Raw genomic sequence first — 23,191 nt, 5'->3', positions numbered from 1 at the left:
TCATCAATAACCACGTAAATAACACTGAATTTTATCGCCATCGCCGCGTCAATGAGATTCAAACTCGATCACACTCTTCGAGTGCCCCGATAGTTGCATTCAAAGGCAACGTTTCTTTCAATCTTTCATATTTTTCCATCCACGACGTCCTGCTAGTCGTCCACCGTCAACACGGCTGGTCAATGCCATTCCTTTGAGGGCAGGCGCCTCGCCACGGACGTATAAGTTTGCTTGGACAAGGCGCGCAAACGGTCCCGACGTGGCAATCGACCCAGCCAGCGCGCAAAGGCGATAAAGCAGTGGAACACGTCACTACAGGCGAATACCTCGTGCGAATTCTGGAATCCTATGGCGTCGAATATATTTTCGGCATCCCAGGGGTGCACACGGTCGAACTCTATCGCGGCCTGCCGGCGACGAGCATCCGCCACCTGACGCCACGTCATGAACAGGGCGCAGGCTTCATGGCTGACGGTTATGCGCGCGTCACCGGCAAGCCAGGTGTCTGCTTCATAGTTACAGGCCCCGGCATGACGAACATCGCAACCGCCATGGGCCAGGCCTACGCGGATTCTGTGCCTATGCTCGTGATCTCCGCAGTTAACTCCCGCGACCAGCTCTCCATGGGCCAGGGCCGGTTGCACGAGTTGCCTTCCCAGCGCAATCTCGTAGCCGGGGTTGCCGCCTTCAGCCACACGCTACTCGATCCGGCCCAGCTTCCCGAAGTCATGGCGCGCGCCTTCACCGTCTTCAGATCCGCGCGCCCGCGCCCGGTTCATATCGAGATCCCGCTCGACGTCATCGTCGCTTCCGCAAGCCATCTTTCGGCCGAAGCCTGGCCGCTCCCGGGTCGAGCCGCCGCTGAGCCAGCCGCGATCGAGAAGGCAGCTTCGATCCTCAAGGCAGCGAAGCGTCCCATGATCGTTGCGGGTGGCGGCGCCGTCGACGCTGCGGAAGAAATCGCCGCCATCGCACGCAAGCTCGACGCCCCCGTTTTCATGACCATCAACGGTCGCGGGATCTTGATGCCTGGTCATGCGCTTACGATGACAGGCAACCTGAGCATGCAGCCGTTGCTTGACGAGCTGGCCGCCAGCGACGCGATCCTCGCGATCGGCACGGAATTCGGCGAGACGGAGATGTACCCCGAGCCGAAGCCGCTCAGCTTCGGTGGCCCGCTGATCCGCATCGACATCGATCCTGCGCAGGCTGTCACGAGTCTGCGCCCGGATGTGCCGATCGCTGCCGATGCAAAGCTCGCCACCGCATGTCTCACCGCCGCCCTCGGCGAAGATAGGCCAGCCCGAGACGGCGCGTTCCGTGCCAAGACCGTGCGTGACAAGGTCGAGGCCTGTCTGTGGCCTGCCTGTCGTACCCATGCGAAGCTGATGGAGATCATCTCCAGCGTGCTTCCGGACGCAATGGTCGCCGGTGACCAGACAGAACCGGTCTATGCCATCAACCAGTTCTACCAGGCGCCGCGAGTCCGTTCCTTCTTCAACTCCTCCACCGGCTATGGCACGCTGGGTTACGGCCTGCCCGCCGCCTTCGGCGCGAAACTGGGCGCGCCGGACCGCCCTTCCGTTTGCATCATCGGCGACGGGGGCCTGCAGTTCTCGGTGCAGGAACTCGCAAGCGCTGTCGAGGCTGGCATCGCAACGGCTGTCGTCATCTGGAACAACGCGAGCTACGGAGAGATCAAGGCCTTCATGGCGGAGCGGGACATCCCGCAGATCGGCGTCGACATCTTCACTCCCGACTTCATAGGACTCGCTGGCGCGCTTGGCTGCCATGCATCCCGCCCGACCTCGCTCCCAGAACTCGAAGCCGAATTGAAAGCCTCCATCGACCGCAAAGTTCCGACCGTCATCGAAATCCGGGCTAACTCCGACTTCGCCAAAGCCCTGGCAGCGTGAGGAAGTCATGCGGCACCAGCTATTCATAGATGGTCAATGGCAAGATCCTACGGTGCCCGGCCGCATACTGATATTCGATCCCTACCGCGGCGTCCCCTATCACGAGGTCTCCTCGGGCGGCCCCGAGGATGTCGCAAGGGCCGTGGCCGCCGCCAAAGCGGCCTTGCCCGCGTGGCGCGACACCGGAGGGCGTGGACGCTCCCACTATCTCATAGCCATCGCTGAGAGGCTGCGGGACCGGGCAGAAGAACTCGCTCGCTTGTCTTCACGCAACAATGGCAAACCGCTCAGCGAGGCGCGCATAGATGTGTCCGATGCAGCGGCATCCTTTGCCTATCACGCTGAACAGGCAATTGCACTGGAGACCCGTCAAGATACCGAGGTGGCCCTCCCCCATCTCGGCTTCCGCGCCCGCTTGCGGCAAGAGCCAGCAGGTGTCGCAAGCCTGATAGTACCGTGGAATTTTCCGCCGGTGACGACTTCGTGGAAGGTCGCCCCCGACCGAAGCTGTTGCCGCCGGAGCCAAGGCCTTGAAGGCGGGGGATCCTCTGGACGATGGTACCCAAATCGGCCCGATAACGACGATGGCTCAGCAGGCCAAGGTGCTCGCCTACATAGAACACGGGAAGGCCGAAGGATTGACGTTGCTCACAGGTGGCGGCAAGCCGCCCCACCTGGACGGCTGTTTTATCGAACCGACTGTTTTCATCGATGTGCCTGTTGCGAGCTGGCGCGAGGAGATTTTCGGCCCAGTCCTTTGCATCCGCACTTTCGAGACCGAGGCAGAGGCGGTCGCACTCTCAAACGACTCCGATTTTGGGCTAGTTGCTACTGTCGTGTGCGGCGACGAGCAGCAGGGCTTCCGGGTGGCAAACGCAATCGAAGCTGGCCACATCTGGATCAACAGCCCGCAGGCCATTTTCGTTCAGACTTCCTGGGGCGGCTTCAAGGCGAGTGGCATTGGCCGCGAACTTGGTCCATGGGGCATGTCGTCCTACCTTGAAACCAAGCACATTACCTCACGCCTGCGACCCTAAACGAAGCTCCACCATCACGGCAATAATACGAAGACCGCGCCCATTGGCAATCACGCGGGTGCCCCTCCGAGGGCCCGCTAAAGGATGATGACCCTATGACCGAGCAAGATCTGCCCGAACGCGAGAGCATGGAGTTCGACGTTGTGATCGTCGGCGCGGGGCCGGCGGGTCTTGCAGCAGCGATCCGGCTGAAGCAGGTCAATCCGGATCTGTCTGTCGTGGTGCTCGAAAAGGGCGCCGAAGTCGGCGCGCATATTCTCTCGGGCGCCGTCGTCGATCCCATCGGTATCGACCGGCTGCTGCCGGGCTGGCGCGAGGAAGCCGACCATCCGTTCAAGACCGAAGTCACGGACGACCACTTCCTGTTCCTGGGGCCCGCCGGCTCGATCCGGCTGCCGAATTTCATGATGCCGCCGCTGATGAACAATCACGGCAACTACATCGTCTCCCTCGGCAACGTCTGTCGGTGGCTGGCAGGCCACGCCGAAGCGCTCGGCGTCGAGATTTATCCGGGCTTTGCCGCAACCGAAGTGCTCTATAACGACGAGGGCGCCGTCATCGGTGTCGCCACCGGCGACATGGGCATCGAGCGCAACGGCGAGCCGGGCCCGAACTTCGCCCGCGGCATGGCGCTGTTGGGCAAGTACACGCTGATCGGCGAAGGCGTGCGCGGCTCGCTCGCCAAACAACTGATCGCCAAGTTCGATCTGTCGAAAGACCGCGACGTCCAGAAGTTCGGCATCGGGCTCAAGGAACTCTGGCAGGTCAAGCCCGAGCACCATCGTCCGGGCCTGGTGCAGCACTCCTTCGGCTGGCCGCTCGGCATGAAGACCGGCGGCGGTTCGTTCCTCTACCACCTCGAAGACAACATGGTTGCCGTCGGTTTCGTCGTGCACCTCAACTACAAGAACCCCTATCTCTTCCCGTTCGAGGAATTCCAGCGCTTCAAGACGCACCCCGCCATTCGCGGTACTTTCGAGGGCGGCAAGCGGCTGTCCTATGGGGCCCGTGCGATCACCGAGGGCGGCTACCAGTCGGTGCCGAAGCTGTCGTTCCCCGGCGGCGCGCTGATCGGCTGTTCGGCCGGTCTCGTCAACGTGCCGCGCATCAAGGGCAGCCACAATGCGGTGCTGTCGGGCATTCTCGCGGCCGAGAAGCTGGCGGCGGCGATCGCGGCCGGTCGCGCCAATGACGAGCCGATCGAGATCGAGCGCGGCTGGCGCGACAGCGCCATCGGCCAGGACCTGAAGCGCGTGCGCAACGTCAAGCCGCTGTGGTCGAAGTTCGGCACGGCGATTGGTGTCGCGCTCGGCGGTCTCGATATGTGGACCAACCAGCTCTTTGGCTTCTCCTTCTTCGGCACGCTGAAACACGGCAAGACCGACGCGCAGTCGCTCGAGCCAGCTGTCGCGCACCAGAAGATCGACTATCCGAAGCCGGATGGCGTGCTCACCTTCGACCGGCTCTCTTCGGTGTTCCTGTCGAACACCAACCACGAGGAAGACCAGCCGATCCACCTGCAGGTGAAGGACATGGCGCTACAGAAGTCGTCAGAGCACGACACCTATGCCGGTCCGTCGACACGCTACTGTCCGGCCGGCGTCTACGAGTGGGTGGAAAAGGACGGCAGGCAAGTCTTCGTCATCAACGCGCAGAACTGCGTGCACTGCAAGACCTGCGACATCAAGGACCCGAACCAGAACATCAACTGGGTGCCACCGCAGGGAGGCGAAGGCCCGGTCTATCCAAACATGTAAGTTCGGGTTGCGCGGGGGTCATTTCCACGGTGCCTGTACGAAGTTGACGAGGAGGAACGATGCGAAAGCTTGTCGCGGGTAAGCTGCACGGCATTTACGTGACCGAAGCAAACCTCAATTATCACGGATCGATTACCCTCGACCCCGATCATTGTGAGGCCGCTGGCATCCTCCCAATGGAATTCGTGGAAATCTGGAACAGGAATTCGGGCGCGCGAATTTCCACATATGTCATCCTTGGCGAACGCGGATCGAGATGCTGTATCCTCAACGGTGCGGCCGCCCGCACGTGCCAGCCTGGCGACGCGATAATCATCTGCAACTCCCTCTATGTCGACGACGCCGCGATTACTCTACTAAAACCCAAGGTGATCACGTTCGACCAAAACAATCGCATACGGGAACGCTTGACCTACTCGGTCGACGTAGACGCTAAGGGGCGGTATGCATTCAGTATTCTTAATGAAACCAATACTGCTCTACCGACGCCACAGCCGGTGACCGGTCTTTAACCCAGAGCCCGCTACACCTGTGCGTTTAACAACATTAAGCACAGTGAGGCGGTTTAACCGAAGCACGAAGATTTCCGTCGCCGCGCGCCTCCCCTTCCATTCGATACATTATGCGATCTCAGGCACGGATCACGAAGCGGTCCGTGATTGTCTACTGGACACCCCGCTCCCAAGTTCACTTAGTCCGCCGAGCGCGGAATCGGAACTGTTTTCAGTACCTGGCGTTTAAGGTCCTTAAGCGTAGTCTATCGGGGATCCGCGTCATGTCAGACGCCAAAAGCACGGCCGACCGGGACCAGCCCCTCATCGATGCTTCGTCGCCTGCGGGCCACGGCGAGATGGAAACCTTGATTCAGGACTACGACTGGTCCGCGACGCCCATCGGGCCAATGGAGCAATGGTCGCCGACGCTGAGGGTCATGATCCCTTTCCTCCTGGTGAACCGCTTCCCGCTGCTGCTGTGGTGGGGGCCGCAATATGTTTCAATCTACAACGATGCCTATCGGCCGGTACTTGGCGCCAAGCACTCCTGGGCGCTCGGCAAACCGGTCAGTGAATGCTGGAGCGAGATCTGGCATATCCTGAAGCCACTGATCGACACTCCGTTCAACGGTGGGCCCGCGACGTGGAACGACGACATCGAGTTGGAGATCAACCGGCACGGCTTCCTCGAAGAGACCCATTTCACCATTGCCTACAGCCCCGTTCCTGACGAAGCAGCCGAAAACGGGATCGGCGGCGTCCTCGCCACCGTGACCGAAATTACTGACAAGGTCATTGGAGAGCGCCGGATTGTTGTGCTTCGCGATCTGGCATCTCGTTCGGGCGATGCGCGCACACCTATCGAAGCGTGCACGACGGCCGCAGAGACATTCGCAAAGCACCAAAGGGATGTTCCCTTCGCCCTTCTCTACCTACTCGATCCCGCCCGCAAACGGGCGCGCCTTTCCGGGCTGTCCGGCCTGGAGCATGGCCATGCAATGTGCCCGCAAGCTGTGAGGCTGACGCAGCACGACAGTGGCGAAGGCTGGCACTTTGACACGACCTTAGCACTTAGAATCGTGGATGATCTGGGTTCGCGTTTCCCGGCAACTGCAGGTGAAACTCCACGCGATCTTCCGCACACGGCAATCGTGCTGCCGGTGGCCGCCGCCAACGCACGGGAAGCAACCGGCTTTCTGGTCGTTGGCATCAATCCACGCTTGAAACTGGACGAGCATTATTACGACTTCCTGCAACTCATGAAAGCGCAAGTCGCAAGCGCGATATCAAATGCGCAGTCTTATGAAGACGAACGCAAACGCGCCGAAGCGCTGGCGGAGATCGACCGCGCAAAGACCGTGTTCTTTTCGAATGTCAGTCACGAGTTTCGCACGCCGCTGACGCTGATGCTCGGCCATATCGAAGACCTGATAGCGCGAGGCGACCGGTTGCCCGGCGATCGTGAGCGGCTGCTCATCGCTCACCGCAATTCCCTCCGGCTGCTCAAGCTGGTGAACACGCTGCTGGAATTCTCACGTATAGAGGCGGGACGGCTGCAGGCGCAATTCGAGCCGACCGACCTCGCCTCAGCAACGGCGGAACTTGCAAGCGCCTTCCGATCCGCGACGGAAAAAGCGGGATTGCGCCTGACCGTCGATACGCCTCCGCTTCCCGCACCGGCCCACGTCGATCGTCAGATGTGGGAAAAGATCGTTCTCAACCTTCTCTCCAATGCCTTCAAATTCACCTTGGAAGGAGAGATCGCTGTCAAGCTGACGACCGATGCAGACAATTTCGTTCTGACGGTCTGCGATACGGGAATCGGTATTCCACCCGAAGAAATGCCTCGACTGTTTGAGCGATTCCATCGCGTCGAAGGCGCCAAGGGGCGTAGTCGGGAAGGATCCGGCATCGGACTGGCTTTTGTTCAGGAACTCGTAAAGCTTCACGGTGGGACGGTCTCGGCCGACAGCCATCTTGGCAAAGGCACGACTGTAAGGGTCGCCATCCCACAAGGAAACAGCCACCTGGCAACCGATCAAGCCGGCACAGGTGACAGTCGCCCATCAACAGCAATTGGCATTTCGCCTTTCGTGGAAGAGGCCCTTCGATGGCTGCCCGATTCAGACCAAGACGCAGAACTATCCGAAGTCGAACCTGCTGCCCACGTAGTGCAGGCGAGCAATGGTCGCCGCCCGTCCCTGTTGGTCGTGGATGACAACTCTGACATGCGAGACTACATGCGCCGTCTACTCGGCGGCCAGTACGACGTGACGGTCGTCGGCGATGGGCAAGCAGCACTCGCTTCAATAGCTTCTCGACGACCGGACCTCATTCTCACAGACGTTATGATGCCAGGGTTTGATGGACTGGAATTGCTCGAGAGGCTTCGTTCAGACCAGCAAACAAGCACCATTCCAATCATCGTTCTGTCGGCACGCGCCGGCGAAGAAAGCCGGATCGAGGGCATGCAGGCAGGCGCCGACGACTACTTGATCAAGCCATTCAGCGCACGTGAATTGTTGGCGCGCGTCGAGGCGCATCTCAAGATGGCCCATCAGCGAACCAAAGCGGCGGAGAGTTTGCGAGCAAGCGAGGAGCGGTTTCGCGCCTACGTCACAGCGAGCTCTGACATCGTCTATCGCATGAGCCCTGACTGGCGGGAGATGCGATACCTGCAAGGCAAGGACTTTGTGGCCGACACCGAGGATCCAAGTGACAGTTGGCTCGAGAGATATATCCCTGCCGCCGATCAGACACATATCCTGACGAATATCGAGGATGCCATCCGGAACAAGACTACCTTCGAAATGGATCACCGGGTCATACTGGTTGACGGAAGTCTTGGATGGACCCATTCGCGTGCGGTACCCCTCCTCGGCAACGACGGAGACATCATCGAGTGGTTCGGCGCAGCCCGCGACATTACCGACCGCAAGCGTGCAGAAGAAACCCAGCAGCTTTTGCTGAGCGAACTCAGTCACCGGGTCAAGAATATGCTCGCGTCGATACAGGCGATTGCGCGGCAGACGCTGCGTTCAGCCAAGGATCCGGCGGCCTTCACCGAGAGCTTCAGCGGGCGCCTTCAGTCGATGTCGCGAATGCACTCGCTTTTGAGCCGTACCGGCTGGGAGGGTGCGGAGCTGGAAGACATTTTCCGCGATCAACTGCTGCCTGGAGCGGTTGACGATGATCGTGTCGTGGTCTCCGGTCCGCCAATTAGGCTCGATCCGCAAACGGCGCTGCATATGGCTATGATGGTGCACGAACTCGGGACCAATGCAGTCAAGTATGGTTCGCTTTCGACCCGGGCCGGCACGGTATCAATCGACTGGGTTCTGAAGGACGACACTCTTCGCCTTGACTGGCGAGAACGAGGCGGACCATCCGTAAAGTCGCTAGGCGACCAGGGTTTTGGAACGAAGCTGATAGAGCAGGTACTAAGCGGCGGCGGCGGCCATGCGCATCGCTCGATCGAGGCAAACGGGATACGTTGGGAGATCGTTCTTCCGCTGGAGCCGGATTTCATTGAAAGCAATCCAACTGAGGCCGCGGGTCCCTTATCGAAGGGCTCTCCGCTGGGCGTGAACTCGGGTTCGGCGAACATCAACGGAAAGAAATTTGCGATCATTGAAGACGAGCCCCTGATTGCCTTTGAGATCGCCTCGGTGCTTGAGGACGAGCATGCCCATGTGGTGGGGCCGGCGTCGACGATAGACGATGCGTTGCGCATCATCGATCGGGAGCAATTGGACGGGGCGATGGTCGACGCGAACCTGCACGGGCAATCGGTCGGAGAGATCGCGGCCGCCTTGGCCCGGAAGAAAATCCCGTTTGTCTTCGTCACGGGTTACGGCCGTGAGGCACTGCCAACGGGCTTTGCCGGCGCGAGGCTACTGATGAAGCCTTTCACTTCTCAGCAGTTGATCGAGGCCGCAGCATTGCTTGTAGCGAAGTCCAATGCGGTCCTTAGATTGCGTCATTGACCAAAGGAGTCGGCGGCGTTGCGGATTGCTTTTGTACTTGCTTGAGGTACCATTTGGGTCGCTCCGTTGAGCAGCAATCCCCTGCCCTGATTTGTGCCTGCCGTCGATGATGACATGTCACCGGAGTTCGTGGGAGCAACCAAAATGCTGGTCGAAATCAGCGATCCCAAGGCATCTGAACAGGCCTTTCGTGACAGCGAAAGAAGGTTTCGCGACATTTTCGAATACGCTGGGGTCGCCGTGTGGGAACAGGATTTTTCCGGCGTATCCGAGCTCCTCAAGACGTTTCGGTCCGACGGCATTGAGGATCTGCGTGCCTATCTTGAGGCGCACCCTGACCGACTGGACGAGGCGATAGCGCGCGTGCGCATCATCGACGTCAACCCATTCACGGTGGAGCTGTTCGAGGCGGCCGAGAAGGGCGAGCTGCTAAGATCGCTCGCAAACGTTTTCCTCCCCGAAACGGCGCCGATTTTCATGGAAGAGTTGATAACGATCTGGGAAGGACGCCGGCGATTTGGTAGCGACACTGTTCTTCGCACGCTGCGAGGACGGCGATTGGACGTTGTCTTCACGATTACTTTCGAGGGAGCACACCACGAGCGCGCCTATGTCAGCATTCTCGATATCTCCCAGCGCAAGGCTGCCGAACGCCGGCTGGAGGCGGTCGACCGGATTGCAAAGGCGATAGCCAGCAATCTCGATCTCGATCGCATCGTACAGACGGTGACGGACGCGGCAACCGAACTTACCGGCGCAAAATTCGGTGCCTTTTTCTACAATCTCATCGACCCACAAGGCGAGCACTACACACTCTACGCACTTTCGGGAGCTCCGCGCGCGGCTTTCGACAAGTTCCAGCTGCCTCGCAATACCGCCGTGTTCGAGCCGACGTTCCGCGGTCTGGGTGTTGTGCGCTCGGACGATATCCGTGTCGACCCGCGCTATGGCCAATCGGCACCGCATTTCGGCATGCCAAAAGGGCATCTGCCGGTCGTCAGCTATCTGGCAGTTCCGGTGGTTTCGCGTTCGGGCGAGGTGCATGGCGGGTTGTTCTTCGGTCATGATCTACCCGGCATCTTTGCCGCCGACGCGGAGAACGCGGTGACCTCCATCGCCGCTCATGCCGCAATCGCGATCGACAACGCCCACTTGCTCAAGGCCGCCGAGCGTGAGGTCGCCGTCCGCCGGCAGGCCGAACATGCCGCCCACCAGCTTGCCGCGATCGTCGAATCCTCGGAAGACGCAATCCTATCAATGGACTTGGATGGCATCATCAGCAGTTGGAACGCGGGCGCCGAGCGGCTCTACGGCTATACGGCCGAAGAGACCATCGGAAGATCGGTCACGCTTTTGATTCCCGATGATCGCCAGGGCGAGGAGCTGGACTTCCTGGCACAAGTGCGCTCTGGCCACCGCGTTGATCACTTCGAGACACTCCGGCAGCGCAAGGATGGCGGGTTGATGCCGATCTCGCTCAGGATCTCGCCAATCCGCGACAATGCCGGCGTGGTCATTGGCGCCTCGAAGATTGCCCGCGACATCAGCGAACGCAAGCAAGCTGAACAGCAAAAGGACCTGCTGATCCAGGAGATGGCGCATAGGGTCAAGAACCTGTTTATGGTATCGAGCAGCGTGGTATCGCTGAGCGCCAAATCGGCAACGTCGACCGACGAACTCGCCTCTGCTGTTGTCGCACGATTGGGATCGCTGGCCCGGGCCCACGTGCTCACCTTGCCAGCGCCCCTTGGCGATGGTTCAAGCGAAGGTCGGGCCAACCTGCAGCCGCTCCTTGCCACAATCCTGTCGCCATATGACGGCGAGAACGGCCGGGGCCTGCGCCGGGTGACGACGCGGGGATGCGATCTGGGTGTCTCGCGCGCGGCGATCACCGGCTTTTCGCTCGTCGTACATGAGTTTGCGACCAACGCCGCCAAATATGGGGCGCTTTCAACGGACACTGGCTATCTCGACCTCGATTGCATTGACCGAGGGGCTTCGCTCGAACTGATCTGGACCGAGCGCGGCGGCCCGCCGGTCGTCGAAACAACGGCTGAAGGTTTCGGCACGAAGCTCGCGAAACTAACCATTGAAAAGCAATTCGGGGGAGAAATCCTGCGCGAGTGGCATCCCGATGGGCTCGTCATACACCTCGTTGTTCCGAAGGATCGGCTGGAGCCGCACGATTAGCCTAGCCTTCCCTTGCAATGCTCAACGGCCCGGCTGTCGATTGCCGGTGTGGCCCAATAAATACAGTGGCGCGACAATCTCGAGACTGACGCGATGTCCGGCTGACGGGAGGCAATGCCAAACATCTCACAGGTCGAACGGGGACCTATCGGCCCATTACATTGTAGCCGGAACTTAAATGCCGACGGCGCATTGTTAGAGGAGCCCATTGCACTGTTGCGAAAGGCAAGCTTCAATGCCTGTTATACACCAAACGAACCAGCGGCCTCCGCCGCTGGAGACCCAGGTTGTCGACCTCATTCCGGCCCTTCGGGCGTTTGCACGCACGTTCGTGTCGTCGAGTTGCGAAGCGGATGATCTGTTACAGGAAACGCTCTTTCGAGCATTGCGCGGCATTGACGGCTTTGAGCCTGGAACCAACCTAAAATCCTGGCTTTTCACCATCATGCACAACGCTTTTCGAACTCAGTACAAGCTGCGTCGACGCGAAGCGCCGGGCCCCGTCAATTGCGCCGAGCTACCGATCCCGATGCCGGCATCGCAGGACTGGTGCGTCTTGACCCACGAACTGCGCGGCGCGCTCGAAGCCATGGCGCCCGATCATCGCGAAGTGCTGATCCTGGTTGCTGGATATGGTCTAAGCTACAAGGAAGCGGCCGACATCTGCGACTGTGCAGTCGGCACCATTAAGAGCAGGCTCAGCCGAGCGCGCGACGAACTTGCCTACCGGATGGGCGGCGTTCCAGTTCCCTGAAATTACCTCCATCCTTATACGGACAAACACCTATCAGGATACCAGAATCCAAACCGCCAAGCCGACGGCCGCAACAAAGAGGCCGAAGAGGATCGCCAGAACCGCTCTAACGGCAACATTGGCATGATAAACGATCCTCCACTTGTCTCTGTTGGTGGGCGAGCGGGCCGATCGTTGACCTGTGAGTTCACCATCGTTTCGAGGTTCTGGCGGTGCGGCTTGTCCTCGTGAGGCCTGGTCCAACAGGTAGAGTCTGCGTCGATATTCAGCGCCGCTTTCGCCTTTCCCCTCCAATTGCCGCAGATTATCCTGCAAATCGGCTCGCTTCACTGCCAAGCTCAGGGGGGTTGACGTAGCGCGAAGGGTCAAGGCGTCCTTCGTCTCACCCGCCTGAAGTGTAAGTGCCCGGACGGCGCTGATGACCTCCGCAGAAAAGCCGACCTCCCTCAATCGTTCGAGCGTCCAGCCCGGTGCTTTTTCCAAAACGTCATGCAGGTAAGCGACCGTCTTAGCCTTCTCCCCGGCGACAGCGTCCGCAACGCGCTGAACGTGGTCGAAGTAGGGCTCGCCTGCCTTGTCGCGCTGACCGGCATGCGCATGCGCTGCCACTTCTCGCGCCCAACTGCATTCTTCTGTCTCAGACGGGGGAACCGGTGAATGCCACAAGAGGCGGCTTTCGCGCGCATTGGTCACTGCGGCGGCCTTTGGTTGTGAGCACCGCCTGGCGACGTGACACCCTTCAGCCCGACACCCGCAAGCCCCGGATCTCCCCGCGCCGCGTCGGCCAAGGACACGATGCCGACGAGCCGTTTATCGTGATTGACGACCGGCAAGCGTCTAATCTGTTCGGCACCCATTTTACGCGCGACCTCGGACAACTCGTCGTCGTCAAAGCAGTATTTGACATCGGTCGTCATGATGTCGCCGATACGGGTTTTCCCATCACGCCCGTCCGCCACACATCGCACCACAATGTCGCGATCCGTAATCATTCCGACGAGGCGGTCGTTTTCGCCGACCGGCAGGAACCCGATATCGTTGTCAGCCATCTCGCGTGCAATATTTTGAACCAGGTCATCGGGACGCGCCACATGCAAATCTCTGCTCATGATTTCGGCGATACGCATTGATCCATTCCTTCCGTTAAGCTTTGGTCGGCTCATTCGGGTTTGGCCGGAGCCCTACCGTGGGGAGCTGTCGCCGGCGCGACGATCGTTCCCGTGCCCTCACCTTCGCTCGAATCAGTCGACTGGGACGGCAATACTTCTTCAATTTCTCGACGTGCCTGTTCCCAATGCCGTTCCTCCTCGCCGAAAGGGCGCCCTTCGCTTTCCCAAATGGCATGAGCGCGGCGGCGGATACGTTCCTCTTTGTCATCCATGACAATGAATCCTCCTTGGTGGATTGAAATCGCAAACCAAGGAAACAAAGAATTGTTCCAGTCAATTTTCCCGGGAGCAGCTCAAGCCGCGAAGGTGTTTTGTGTCAGGTAGCGGGGACGGTGCGGTCGGCTCACGTGCGGAACACCGTGCACCGTTCAATTGGGTCCAAAAGGACTTTCGCTGTGGATGATCGCCATCAGCGCGTGAAGCCACTCACCAAGCGGCTGGGACCTTCGCCTGGTCGGCGCCAGAACAATGGCTCGCTCGAGCGTGCGCTCGACCAGACCATCGGCCGCTGCCACGTTCACCATCAGTCGGCGTGCCCTTAAGCGAAGCCCGGGCACGAGGTCGACAATGCTGTACTCATGGAATTCGGTCCCAACAGGCATCAACGTCGACAAATTCTGAAGATGCTGTTCAAAGACGGCGCTGACGAGATCCGAGGCGCTGACACATTTACTAAGGCGTGCCGAACTACTGAAACGCTCGGGAAGATTCAAAGATTCATAGCCGCTGAAGAAGATAAGCGGAACCGAACGGCGTGCGAGTTCGTCGGCAACGGGATAGATCAACTCGCCGTTCAGATTGATGTCGAGAACGGCAACCTGGATGTTTTCCGCAACCGAAAGGCTTTTCAACGCCTCTTGTACCGTAGGTGTCGGGCCTATGATGGTTGCTCCTGCCTCCTCCAACAACAGCGCAATGTCGTTTGCGACGAGGAATTCATCCTCGGCAACCAATACCCGCAATTGCTGCAGGTCGCGCATCATTTCTCGTCCTCGATCCGCTTTAATGACCGCCTCAATTCTTCTTGAAGCCGGGGGTGTTCGCCATGGGCCACTCTGCGCGAGTCGAGCGCTTTTTGCAGCCTGTTTGCAAGTATCAGCAGACGATCCGGAATATCGTCGACTTCGGCGCATCCGGCGCCAACGGGCTGGTCCGTAGCGTCGGTTGTGAAAATTTTCTCGGCGTCGTCGCTCGTCTTCTTGACCGAAGCCATCTTCGTCCCAGCCGTCAAACCATTGCGAGTTCGGATTTGCTCGTCGCCTTCCGCGAGGAGGCCACCAAAAGGATAGACCTTGCGCAAGGGGAAGCCAACCTTTTCTCATTCCGTATCGACGCACGTTGTACGCGGCGCAATCCGTTGCGCAAGCATAACCGGAACCAAATGCCAAGTGTGCGCACAGACCTCTCTCTGCCGCCGCGACCTCTTCAAACCTTTGATCTTCAGTCAGCAAAAACGCGCGTCGACGGCAATCGTTCCCGCGCGGATTTCCAACCCCGCTTCGCCCCCCCCGCGTCGGAACATTCCTTTTCGCTTGAGGTTGGATTGAGAGTGTTTGAACCAAACGAAAGGGCCGAACCATGCTCGGAACTGTGTTGTTGATAATTCTCATCCTGCTTTTGGTCGGTGCATTCCCTGCCTGGCCGCACTCCTCGGGGTGGGGCTATGGTCCCTCCGGGTTGCTTGGAGTGATCGTCGTCGTCCTTGTCGTTCTCCTGTTGATGGGGCGTATCTGATTGGATGCGGCCAACGCCATGCAGCCGGCCGGCGCCGAGCTTGTCTATGTCTCCGGCACGGAGCCCGGTTTTACCCGAACGCGCCTAAAAAAGGGCTTCCGCTATCGATGTCCGGACGGCTCCCTCCTCAAGGATCCCAAGATCATCTCCCGGATCGAGGCGCTCGGATTGCCGCCTGCCTACGAGCGCGTGTGGATTTGCACCAAAGAAAACGGCCACCTTCAGGCCACCGGTTATGATGTCAAAGGCAGGAAGCAGTACCGCTATCACATTCAGTGGCAGCAGATGCGCAATCAGGAGAAATTCGATCAACTCTCAGCCTTCGCCCGGGCCTTGCCGCGGATACGTCGAAAGGTCAGGCGCCAGATGGAAGGAGAAACGGTAGCCGCAACAACGGTGCTTGCAGCGCTTGCGGCGCTTCTCGACCAGGAACCCCTTCGCATCGGCAGTTCGACCTATGTGGCCGAAAACGGGACCTATGGCGCCACAACGCTCCTGAAGCGCCATCTCAGAATTAAGCCGGATTGTATTGAACTGGATTTTAAGGGAAAGGGCGGACGCCGTATCAGACGGCGTCTTAAAAATCCTCGCCTGCAACGCGTTCTGGAGGAAATCTCGGATCTGCCCGGGCGGGAGCTTTTTGTATCCATCGACCCCGAGGGCCGCCCGCAACCGATCGATTCTGGCCGCTTCAACCGCTACCTCGCCGAGATTGCCGCAGCACCAATATCGGCAAAGACGTTCAGGACCTGGGCCGGAAGTGTCGCCGCATTCGCCGCCGCGCGGCAAGCGTTAAACAGCGGTACCCGACCCACCATCAAGCACATGTGCGAAGCGGCCTCGCAAGTCCTGCACAATACGAAAGCGGTCTGTCGCAAGAGCTACATCCACCCTGCCATTCTCGCGCTTTCCGATCGAGATGCGACATCGTCCACGAGAAAGCGGCGAAGGAACGCGCGGCCCATTGCAGGATTACGCGCGGACGAACTTCATTTGCTGCGGTTCCTTGAGACCGAAGCGTCAAGGTGAGGGCCGATTACCTTCCGCCCTTTTCGGCCTCCACAACGCCAAATGCCTCGCGGAACAAATGCGTGTCAGCGCGATTGGGCATGGATCTTTACGGGAGGTCCAGACGGGCGCAAGTGGATTGGATCGGACCGGTGCATCCAGCCGACGGCCATGGCTTTGTTCCGCTATGTGATCCGAGGCCCGAAAGCGCTGAAAACCATGGCCGGATAGTTCGGCCAGAAACGGGGTGCCGAAATGCCAAAGCTCATACGCTTTGTGGTATGGCACATGTTTTCAGGGTTCGTCATCGGCACCCTGACGGCAGTGGTAATCCTTGCCTTTTATCCGCGCGCTCTCGGGCATACCAGTGTGATCGATCCGCTTGCACTAGCGCTGCAGATCTATGCATTCGGCGCCTCCTTCGCCCTCGGCAGCCTCGGCACTGCCCTGATGGGCAGGGTCGATTGACCTCAAGGTGCAGATCCACGGCTCTTCAGTTTGCCCTGGCTTCGCGCTTGACTTCGATCTACGGAATTGAAGCTGACGTTCGAAGAGCAGAAGCGGACGCTTGAAGGGTCTCCGCCTCCAAGCGTCCAACGCCATCAGGCGGCGGCCTTGATATTCGCCGCTGTCACCGCAAGCTTGCTCAGTGCCTTGTCGGTGGCGCCTTCTTCCTGAAGGGTCTGGTCGAGAAGCGACACCGCCTCCTGCAGCCCGAGTTGCTTGGCCCAGGTCCTCAAGGTGCCATAGCGGGAAATTTCATAGTGCTCGACCGCCTGGGCAGACGAGATGAGACCCGCATCAAGTGCAGGGCTCCCCTTGAATTCCTCCATGATCTCCTCGCCCTCCGCGATAATGCCCTGAATGGCCTCGCAGGTCTTTCCCTGGGCGCGCTTGCCGAAGATTTCGAAGACCTGCTGCAGACGTTCCACATGAACTTCAGTTTCGTCCCGGTGCCTTTCGAACGCTGCCTTGCTATCCGGCAACTGCGCCGCGCGCGCCATCTTCGGCAGTGCTTTCAATATCTGCCTTTCAGCGTAGTAGATGTCCTTCAGGCCATCATGAAACAGCGTTTCAAGCGTCTTTTCTGGCATAACAATCTCCTTTGCGGTCTGGTGGAGCCGCTCCAACATCGCGCAGGTGCAAAGGTTCCGCACGGGAACAAAATGCGGTTTGGAAGACTTGGCTCACAGACGCGCGGCCTTCGTTTCGGCACAGGTTCCAGCGGAGCGTCGATGCCGCCAAGAAAAATGGGAGGCCAAAATGAAAGAGAACCAATCCGCTTTGCGTGATTCCAAGCCGATCGACGGGCAGGTTGTCCCGAGACGGGTTCGCGCCAGGGTCGTAGATCCAAAGGAAATCATTTATCGGGGTCACTATGACCTGGCAGAGTTCATAGCCAAATATGGTCTTGCACCCATGGAAGCGCGCGAAATCTTCGTTCGGTTGGGTCCGGCCCGGTCCAATCTCGATCAATTCATGCGTGAGCGCAGCATACGTGGCATCGATTGAAGAAGATCATCAAGCCGACTAGCGCATCAACGGAGCGAACCGCAGCACGACACTCAGTCGGAACCAACGCGGCGAAGCTGAGTTGGATGCACACCGGAAACTCGCCCTTGGTCTCCTTCGTGGAGGCCTTCTTTTTTGGGTGCCCCGCTTGCGTCCCTTCACGCGGGACATCTCGACCAACGGTATGCTTGTCGGCCGGATGTCAACGATCGTGAGAACCAAATCGATGCTTGAGGGTTTGGCTAGTGTTCTAAACCAAAGGAGGAACCGTCATGGATTGGAACCGTGTCGAAGGAAATTGGAAGCAGGTAAAGGGCAAAATCAAGGAGCAGTGGGGTCGGCTGACCGACGACGATCTCGATCAGATCGACGGCAATCGCGAACAGCTCGAAGGCAGAATCCAGGAGCTCTACGGCATCGAGAAGGACCGCATTCGCCGCGAGGTGGATGACTGGTACGATCGTCAGGCATTTTGAGCGGTAGGCCTTATCGCAACGGCTGCCGGGCGCTGCCCGGCAGCACTGACCGATCGGTTGTCATCCTACTCAATCGCGCGGACAGCTGATCCGGACGATGACACGACCTGGACCGGCGAGATGGTCAGCAAGCCGCTGAACAACACTCGCCCCTCCTGGCAGATCGACCGCGCCTTCAATGACGACACTGTTCCCAAGCACCCTGAAATTGAGGTTTCTCGTCTCCAGTGAGGCCTCAGCATTCAAGGCACATTTGATCGATGCAACGAGGCCCGAAATGTCAGCTACCTCGCCGCCTCGGCAATCGAACTCCGGTAGGATCAAAATCATCGAAAACCTCCTTTCCCGCGCCCAACCATTTGATCAGCGCGTTGTTCCGCAGGCTTGGTATGGCGGCCACGCGCTCTAATTTTCGCAGATAACGCGCCGACGCTTGCAGCCGACGCGATCCGGAAATGACCAGCCCCCAGCTAGGAGCAGCCATGCGCATTGCCTTCCTCGTCAACACGCTCGAGACTGAGAGACCCACGTTCACAACGACATCGCTGGCGCTCGCCGCGCTTTCGCGTGGGCATGACGTTCTCTACGTCGCGCCGGGCGATTTCATCCTGCGCCCCGACGACGCCTTGATGCTCCGAGCGGCAGACTTCACGGAGGCTCGGCCCAAAAAGCCGGAGACGCTTCTGCGCGCTCTGACGGCACCGGAGCGCGAACGAACCCTCGTCAACGTTGAAGAGGTCGATGTGTTGTTCCTGCGCAATGACCCTTCGGAAGATGCTGATAGCCGACCTTGGGCCGCACATGCCGGCGCCAATTTCGGTCGCCTCTCCGCCGAACGGGGCACGATCGTCGTGAACGACCCCTGCGGCCTAGCCTTGGCCCAGGACAAGCTTTACTTCCAGGATTTTCCAGCCTCTGTTCGCCCCACAACATTGATCTCCAGGGATATCGAGGAAATCAGGGCGTTCATAGAGAAGCATCCGGATGGCGTGATTATCAAACCGCTGCAGGGATCGGGCGGAAAGAACGTTTTCAGGATCGCAACCAGCACTGAATCAAATCTCAATCAGATCGTCGACGGTGTTGGCGAAGTCGGCTATCTAATTGCCCAGGGTTATCTTCCAAAAGCCTCAGAAGGCGATACGCGGCTGTTCCTGATGAACGGAAGGCCGCTTAGGCGTGGTGACGTCTATGCTGCGTTCAGGCGCGTTCCCGCCAAGGGAGATGTGCGCTCCAATCTCCATGCCAGAGGGACGCCAAAACCAGCCAACGTCACGAAAGAGATGCTGGCGATCGCGGAAACGCTGCGCCCGAAGCTCGTCGAGGACGGCATGTTCCTGGTCGGTCTCGATATCGTCGGGGACAAGTTGTTGGAGATCAACGTGTTTACGCCCGGCGGACTTCAGACCATTCGTGAACTTTGTGATGTCGACTTCTGCGAGGACATCCTGGATTCGCTTGAGAACAAAGTCGAAATCAGGAAAACGTACCGCGGTGCGTTGAGCAACCGCATCTTGTCGACCCTTTAACCTTCAGCCGTAGAATGGCTCCCGTTCCGCCGACGCGGCCGACCGGACTGCCCGACGTCGTGGTGCGTGGCAAGATTACCTCCGGAAACAGTGTTGTCGAAACGACCGTAGCTCATTGACAGGCAACATTGTTCGAACACGCAAGGGAACCTCTTTGAGCAAGCACGGTTAAGACCAGCAGTCGCCAAAGGAGCACGACAATGAGCTTGACACTGAGTGACATCTCCAAGGAACTGAAGAGCATCGATTTTGGAATGCTTTCAACAAAGAGTGTGGATGGCGTGGTCCGCAGCCGACCGATGAGCAATAATGGCGACGTGGAGTACGACGGAGATTCCTGGTTCTTCTGCTACTGGGACTCGCGCAAGATTGCCGACATAAATGCGGACCCTCAGGTTGGTCTCACCTACACTGCTCCTCCAAGCCTGCTCGGTAAGCTCGGTATATTCATTGCGATTGAAGGGAACGCCTCTCTCGTCAAGGACAGGGAGATGTTCAAGAAGCACTGGGTGAGCGATCTCGGAAGCTGGTTCCCGCAAGGCGTAGACACACACGGTCTCGTGCTGATCAAAGTCCGCGCGTCGCGGATCAGTTATTGGGATGGCGACGACAGCGGGAACATCACGATCCCATAGGGCGGCATGGCCTCTCTTTTCATCGCAGCGTCCCTCCCAGCCATTGCTTTCGGCCGAACGAGGCAGAGTTGGGCCGGCGAACGTTGGACCGGGCAGCTTGACTAGTCGACCGCCCGGCCCAGCTCTTCTCATGTCTCCCTACCTGAGACGGCACCGAGGAGTACGACGCACACAGGAGAGCCACGAATTGCAGACAATCACGCGCAAGCGAAAACTGCGGTCCTTCCAGCCATTGTGGACGACCACCCGGAAGGTCCAGATCGCGGCTCAACAACGCATCCCTGCCAACATCGTCGACGTGCTGATTGTTGGCGCCGGCATTGGAGGGGCTTTGATGGCCCTGTCTCTTGCCAAACAGAACCTGACAATCCTCGTCGTCGATCGACGCCAACCGGTGCAAGGCAGCACCCTGGCCAGCACCGCGATGATCCAGCATGAGATCGACGTGCCTTTGCACAGGCTGACTGCGATGGTTGGACAAGCCAAAGCCAGGCGCGCCTGGCAACGCTCCGCCAGGGCCGTGGAAACGCTAACCTCGCTTGTCGACAATCTTGGGATCTGCTGCCATCTTGAGCGGAAGAAATCGCTGTACCTGGCTGGAAACACCTATGGTGCAAGAGCGCTTAAAGCTGAGGCTGCGGCGCGCGACAAGGCTGGCATTTCAGCAGTGTTTCTCAACGCCACCCAACTGCGTGAGAATTTTGGATTGGAGCGGACCGCTGCAATCGAAGCCGCGATCTCCGCGTCCGCAAATCCCGCACAATTGACCGCCGGCCTTTGGCGCAAGGCACAGGCAGAAGGCGTGGCGATAGTAGAAGACACTGAGATCACGGATATTCGCAGCCTCCATGACTGGAACGCCGCCGCGACATCAAAAGGAGAGATCATACAGGCCAGGCATGTCGTCTTTTGCACCGGCTACGAGTTCCTTGATGCGGTGGCCAACCAAGAGCACCGGATTGTCTCCACCTGGGCACTCGCAACCAAACCACACCATCCGCGGCCAAACTGGCTCAAGGACTATGTGGTATGGGAGGGATCGGATCCCTACCTCTATATTCGCTCGACCGCGGATGGTCGCATTATCGTCGGAGGCGAGGACGAAGAGGACCCCACGGCACATCAGGACTCCGTCAAGCTCAGTTCGAAATCCAGAACTTTGCGGGCGAAGCTGTCGGCACTCCTGAAAATACCAATTGCCGAGCCAGCGTACCAATGGGCTGCAGCCTTCGGCGTGGCCGCCGACGGGCTTCCGATAATCGGTCCGGTTCCAGCGCTGAAAAACGTTTATGCTGTGATGGGATATGGCGGAAACGGCATCACCTATAGCCAGATCGCCGCGGAAATCGTGTCGTCGGCAATATTGGGGCACCAGGATCCGGACAGCGAATTGTTCGCGTTTCGCTGAAGATTTTGCGAACTCGCCTTGACCGGGGCGCACCTCGGCAACTTGCGACTGATCACGACAAAAAACCTTTCTCAAGCTCGGGCGCCTGATGCAGGTGGGCTGTAGCGATGGGAGTTGATCTGGCTTCCATGATCAATGGAACCGTTTTCCGCTGAATCAGTTCTGTTAGCCCGACTTAACCGGAGACTAGAGAGATGGACCATACCAACCATGTGCGCCTTGATACTTCCGAACTGACGCCCGCAAACCTAGAGGGGGCGATCATCTACGGCGTGGACGATGACAAGGTCGGAACGGTAGATCACCTTCACGGCGTCGGCGCCAACAGCACCGCAATCATCGATGTTGGCGGCTTCCTCGGGATTGGTGCGAAACCGGTAGCCTTGCCGCTGGCGGATCTCGACTTTATGCGCGACGATGATGGCGACGTTCATGCCATCACCACCTGGACGAAGGATCAGCTCAAGGAAATGCCAGAGCATCTGGACTAACAACCGGAGCGCTGGCGGATTCATAGAACTTGGCCATGGGGTGGGAACCTGAACATCGCTTCCACCCTCCGCGCCTAGACTGAGGGCATAGGTCGGCAGAAACGAGAACGCCGCCATCAACGAACCGAGTGCCATTAGGCCGGCCATGTGAGATACGGGCAACGGCTCGCCCCCTTCAGCTTCACCCATACGTTGCCACAGAGGAATAGTGCCGGGCCACCGACCACGACTGACGCTGTCGTCAGGCTGGCATCTTCCTCCGCATTCGAAAGGGAAAAGTTCTGGCCAACAGCCGTCAGAATAATCCGGGCCATGATCGGAAGATGCCCATAGGTGAACAGGTTGTGAGCGACAGGTTCCGGCCGTTTTCCTTTTCGCCCTTTCTGCCGCGACCTCCTGCCCGCGGTGAAGAGAGATGCGAATATCCCAAGCTTCATCGGCCATGATCTTCTTGGCGGAAAGCTGACAGACGCCGCCATATGGCTCGCGGCACCTTCTCGTCATCGCTCTTGCCGATCCACTCAGGAACGCTGCTCATTAGAATGCCTCCCGATACGGAACATTACCGGCGGCCGCTGGTTCATTTTCCAACAGGAAAGGAATCACGTGATGAGCGAACCCAACGACGTAAAAGCCGGCGACGAACCGATGCCGGAGCCCATCTCGAAGCCACGTCCGCCAGAGATGGATCTCGAACCGATTCCAGCGCCAGACCGGTCGGGAGCAGATCCCGACGGCCGGGTGCCGCCCGTTCCGAGCCGCGATGAGGCCAACATGGAATCGGACGAGGCCTTGCCCGAAGATAGCGTTGAGGAGATCCTCGACGACGACCCGGCGCGCGAAAAGACCCGCTTCGACGAAGAGGTTCCCAAGAGCAGTCGCTAGGCGCTGTGGGGTCGACATTATGTTACCTCCGGAGATCGTTGCGTTCGATGCCGTCGGAGTTGGCCCGTAAGCTTCTTACCGACCTTCTGCATCGGCCAGCCGCCGTCGGCTTTCTCGCCGCTAAGTCAGCCCGCAGAAGCCTCCGTTGTCCGTCAGCCACTCGACATCGCCGTTAGCGTGTCTTGCGTCCGCCCTGGTTCGTCTCGGCTT

Annotated in this window: 23 protein-coding genes and 2 pseudogenes; 18 read left to right on the top strand and 7 right to left on the bottom strand. The window is 59.0% G+C overall.

What is annotated here, in order from left to right; translation table 11 throughout:
- The first annotated feature begins 299 nt into the window (after positions 1-299).
- The 8 genes and pseudogenes from PWG15_RS34145 to PWG15_RS34110 all read left to right on the top strand — a co-directional run bounded on the left by PWG15_RS34145 (position 300) and on the right by PWG15_RS34110 (position 12,134).
- The gene (locus tag PWG15_RS34145; RefSeq protein WP_275027920.1) at positions 300-1,916 is read left to right on the top strand and encodes a 5-guanidino-2-oxopentanoate decarboxylase; all 1,617 of its coding nucleotides are present in this window, start codon (positions 300-302) and stop codon (positions 1,914-1,916) included.
- Positions 1,917-1,923: 7 nt separating this feature from the next.
- A pseudogene (locus PWG15_RS34140) lies at positions 1,924-2,355 on the top strand (aldehyde dehydrogenase family protein); the annotation flags it as partial.
- A gap of 91 nt (positions 2,356-2,446) precedes the next feature.
- Complete coding sequence (locus tag PWG15_RS34135) at positions 2,447-2,953, top strand: aldehyde dehydrogenase family protein (protein WP_275027919.1); 507 nt, start codon at positions 2,447-2,449, stop codon at positions 2,951-2,953.
- Positions 2,954-3,048: 95 nt separating this feature from the next.
- Positions 3,049-4,710: an electron transfer flavoprotein-ubiquinone oxidoreductase gene (locus tag PWG15_RS34130; RefSeq protein ID WP_275027918.1), complete on the top strand. Its 1,662-nt coding sequence runs from the start codon at positions 3,049-3,051 to the stop codon at positions 4,708-4,710.
- A gap of 59 nt (positions 4,711-4,769) precedes the next feature.
- Complete coding sequence (gene panD, locus PWG15_RS34125) at positions 4,770-5,222, top strand: aspartate 1-decarboxylase (protein WP_275027916.1); 453 nt, start codon at positions 4,770-4,772, stop codon at positions 5,220-5,222.
- 263 nt (positions 5,223-5,485) lie between these two features.
- Positions 5,486-9,190 (top strand): response regulator, encoded by a 3,705-nt coding sequence (locus tag PWG15_RS34120; RefSeq protein WP_275027913.1) that lies wholly within the window; start codon positions 5,486-5,488, stop codon positions 9,188-9,190.
- Between the two features lie 144 nt (positions 9,191-9,334).
- A complete protein-coding gene (locus PWG15_RS34115; protein WP_275027911.1) occupies positions 9,335-11,380 on the top strand; it encodes a PAS domain S-box protein in 2,046 nt (681 codons plus the stop codon).
- 235 nt (positions 11,381-11,615) lie between these two features.
- Positions 11,616-12,134, top strand: a complete 519-nt coding sequence (locus tag PWG15_RS34110; RefSeq protein ID WP_275027909.1) for a sigma-70 family RNA polymerase sigma factor — start codon at positions 11,616-11,618, stop codon at positions 12,132-12,134.
- A gap of 219 nt (positions 12,135-12,353) precedes the next feature.
- On the opposite strand, the pseudogene PWG15_RS34105 reads toward PWG15_RS34110, so the two are convergent.
- The 5 genes and pseudogenes from PWG15_RS34105 to PWG15_RS34085 form a co-directional block, all read right to left on the bottom strand.
- Positions 12,354-12,800 (bottom strand): annotated as a pseudogene (locus tag PWG15_RS34105) (HD domain-containing protein); the annotation flags it as partial.
- Between the two features lie 23 nt (positions 12,801-12,823).
- A complete protein-coding gene (locus PWG15_RS34100) occupies positions 12,824-13,261 on the bottom strand; it encodes a CBS domain-containing protein (protein WP_275027907.1) in 438 nt (145 codons plus the stop codon).
- A gap of 32 nt (positions 13,262-13,293) precedes the next feature.
- Positions 13,294-13,515, bottom strand: a complete 222-nt coding sequence (locus tag PWG15_RS34095) for a DUF2934 domain-containing protein (protein WP_275027905.1) — start codon at positions 13,513-13,515, stop codon at positions 13,294-13,296.
- 156 nt (positions 13,516-13,671) lie between these two features.
- A complete protein-coding gene (locus PWG15_RS34090; RefSeq protein ID WP_275027903.1) occupies positions 13,672-14,283 on the bottom strand; it encodes a response regulator in 612 nt (203 codons plus the stop codon).
- Entirely contained in the window at positions 14,283-14,603 is a 321-nt protein-coding gene (locus tag PWG15_RS34085; RefSeq protein ID WP_275027901.1) for a hypothetical protein, read from the bottom strand. Before PWG15_RS34085 ends, PWG15_RS34090 begins: the two co-directional genes overlap by 1 nt.
- 278 nt (positions 14,604-14,881) lie before the next feature.
- On the opposite strand from PWG15_RS34085, the gene PWG15_RS34080 reads away from it, so the two are divergent.
- The 3 genes from PWG15_RS34080 (at position 14,882) to PWG15_RS34070 (ending at position 16,513) form a co-directional block, all read left to right on the top strand.
- Positions 14,882-15,037 (top strand): DUF3309 family protein, encoded by a 156-nt coding sequence (locus tag PWG15_RS34080; RefSeq protein ID WP_275027899.1) that lies wholly within the window; start codon positions 14,882-14,884, stop codon positions 15,035-15,037.
- Positions 15,038-16,066 (top strand): DNA topoisomerase IB, encoded by a 1,029-nt coding sequence (locus PWG15_RS34075; RefSeq protein ID WP_342457084.1) that lies wholly within the window; start codon positions 15,038-15,040, stop codon positions 16,064-16,066.
- A 267-nt stretch (positions 16,067-16,333) separates the two neighbouring features.
- Positions 16,334-16,513: a hypothetical protein gene (locus tag PWG15_RS34070; protein WP_275027896.1), complete on the top strand. Its 180-nt coding sequence runs from the start codon at positions 16,334-16,336 to the stop codon at positions 16,511-16,513.
- A 134-nt stretch (positions 16,514-16,647) separates the two neighbouring features.
- On the opposite strand, the gene PWG15_RS34065 is transcribed toward PWG15_RS34070, so the two are convergent.
- A complete protein-coding gene (locus tag PWG15_RS34065; RefSeq protein ID WP_275027894.1) occupies positions 16,648-17,139 on the bottom strand; it encodes a YciE/YciF ferroxidase family protein in 492 nt (163 codons plus the stop codon).
- Between the two features lie 169 nt (positions 17,140-17,308).
- On the opposite strand from PWG15_RS34065, the gene PWG15_RS34060 reads away from it, so the two are divergent.
- The 6 genes from PWG15_RS34060 (at position 17,309) to PWG15_RS34035 (ending at position 22,096) form a co-directional block, all read left to right on the top strand.
- Positions 17,309-17,557, top strand: coding sequence for a hypothetical protein (locus tag PWG15_RS34060; RefSeq protein WP_275027893.1), 249 nt, complete (start codon positions 17,309-17,311; stop codon positions 17,555-17,557).
- A gap of 272 nt (positions 17,558-17,829) precedes the next feature.
- Entirely contained in the window at positions 17,830-18,033 is a 204-nt protein-coding gene (locus tag PWG15_RS34055; protein ID WP_275027891.1) for a CsbD family protein, read from the top strand.
- A 482-nt stretch (positions 18,034-18,515) separates the two neighbouring features.
- Positions 18,516-19,562 carry a glutathione synthetase gene (locus PWG15_RS34050; RefSeq protein ID WP_275027889.1) on the top strand — a complete coding sequence of 349 codons (1,047 nt, stop codon included), beginning with the start codon at positions 18,516-18,518 and terminating at the stop codon, positions 19,560-19,562.
- A gap of 200 nt (positions 19,563-19,762) precedes the next feature.
- A complete protein-coding gene (locus PWG15_RS34045; RefSeq protein ID WP_275027887.1) occupies positions 19,763-20,197 on the top strand; it encodes a pyridoxamine 5'-phosphate oxidase family protein in 435 nt (144 codons plus the stop codon).
- Between the two features lie 187 nt (positions 20,198-20,384).
- Positions 20,385-21,605 carry an NAD(P)/FAD-dependent oxidoreductase gene (locus PWG15_RS34040; protein WP_275027886.1) on the top strand — a complete coding sequence of 407 codons (1,221 nt, stop codon included), beginning with the start codon at positions 20,385-20,387 and terminating at the stop codon, positions 21,603-21,605.
- Positions 21,606-21,799: 194 nt separating this feature from the next.
- Entirely contained in the window at positions 21,800-22,096 is a 297-nt protein-coding gene (locus PWG15_RS34035; protein ID WP_275027885.1) for a PRC-barrel domain-containing protein, read from the top strand.
- A gap of 134 nt (positions 22,097-22,230) precedes the next feature.
- Here PWG15_RS34035 and PWG15_RS34030 read toward each other — a convergent pair whose 3' ends face one another.
- Positions 22,231-22,533, bottom strand: a complete 303-nt coding sequence (locus PWG15_RS34030; RefSeq protein ID WP_275027884.1) for a low temperature requirement protein A — start codon at positions 22,531-22,533, stop codon at positions 22,231-22,233.
- 172 nt (positions 22,534-22,705) lie between these two features.
- Between PWG15_RS34030 and PWG15_RS34025 the strand changes: the two genes are divergently transcribed.
- Positions 22,706-22,981, top strand: coding sequence for a hypothetical protein (locus PWG15_RS34025; RefSeq protein WP_275027883.1), 276 nt, complete (start codon positions 22,706-22,708; stop codon positions 22,979-22,981).
- The last annotated feature ends 210 nt before the right edge of the window (positions 22,982-23,191 follow it).

Source organism: Ensifer adhaerens, assembly GCF_028993555.1.
In the GTDB taxonomy this organism is placed as follows: domain Bacteria; phylum Pseudomonadota; class Alphaproteobacteria; order Rhizobiales; family Rhizobiaceae; genus Ensifer; species Ensifer adhaerens_I.
The sequence above is the reverse complement of the archived record's forward strand: the minus strand, read 5'-3'. Positions and strand labels throughout refer to the sequence as shown.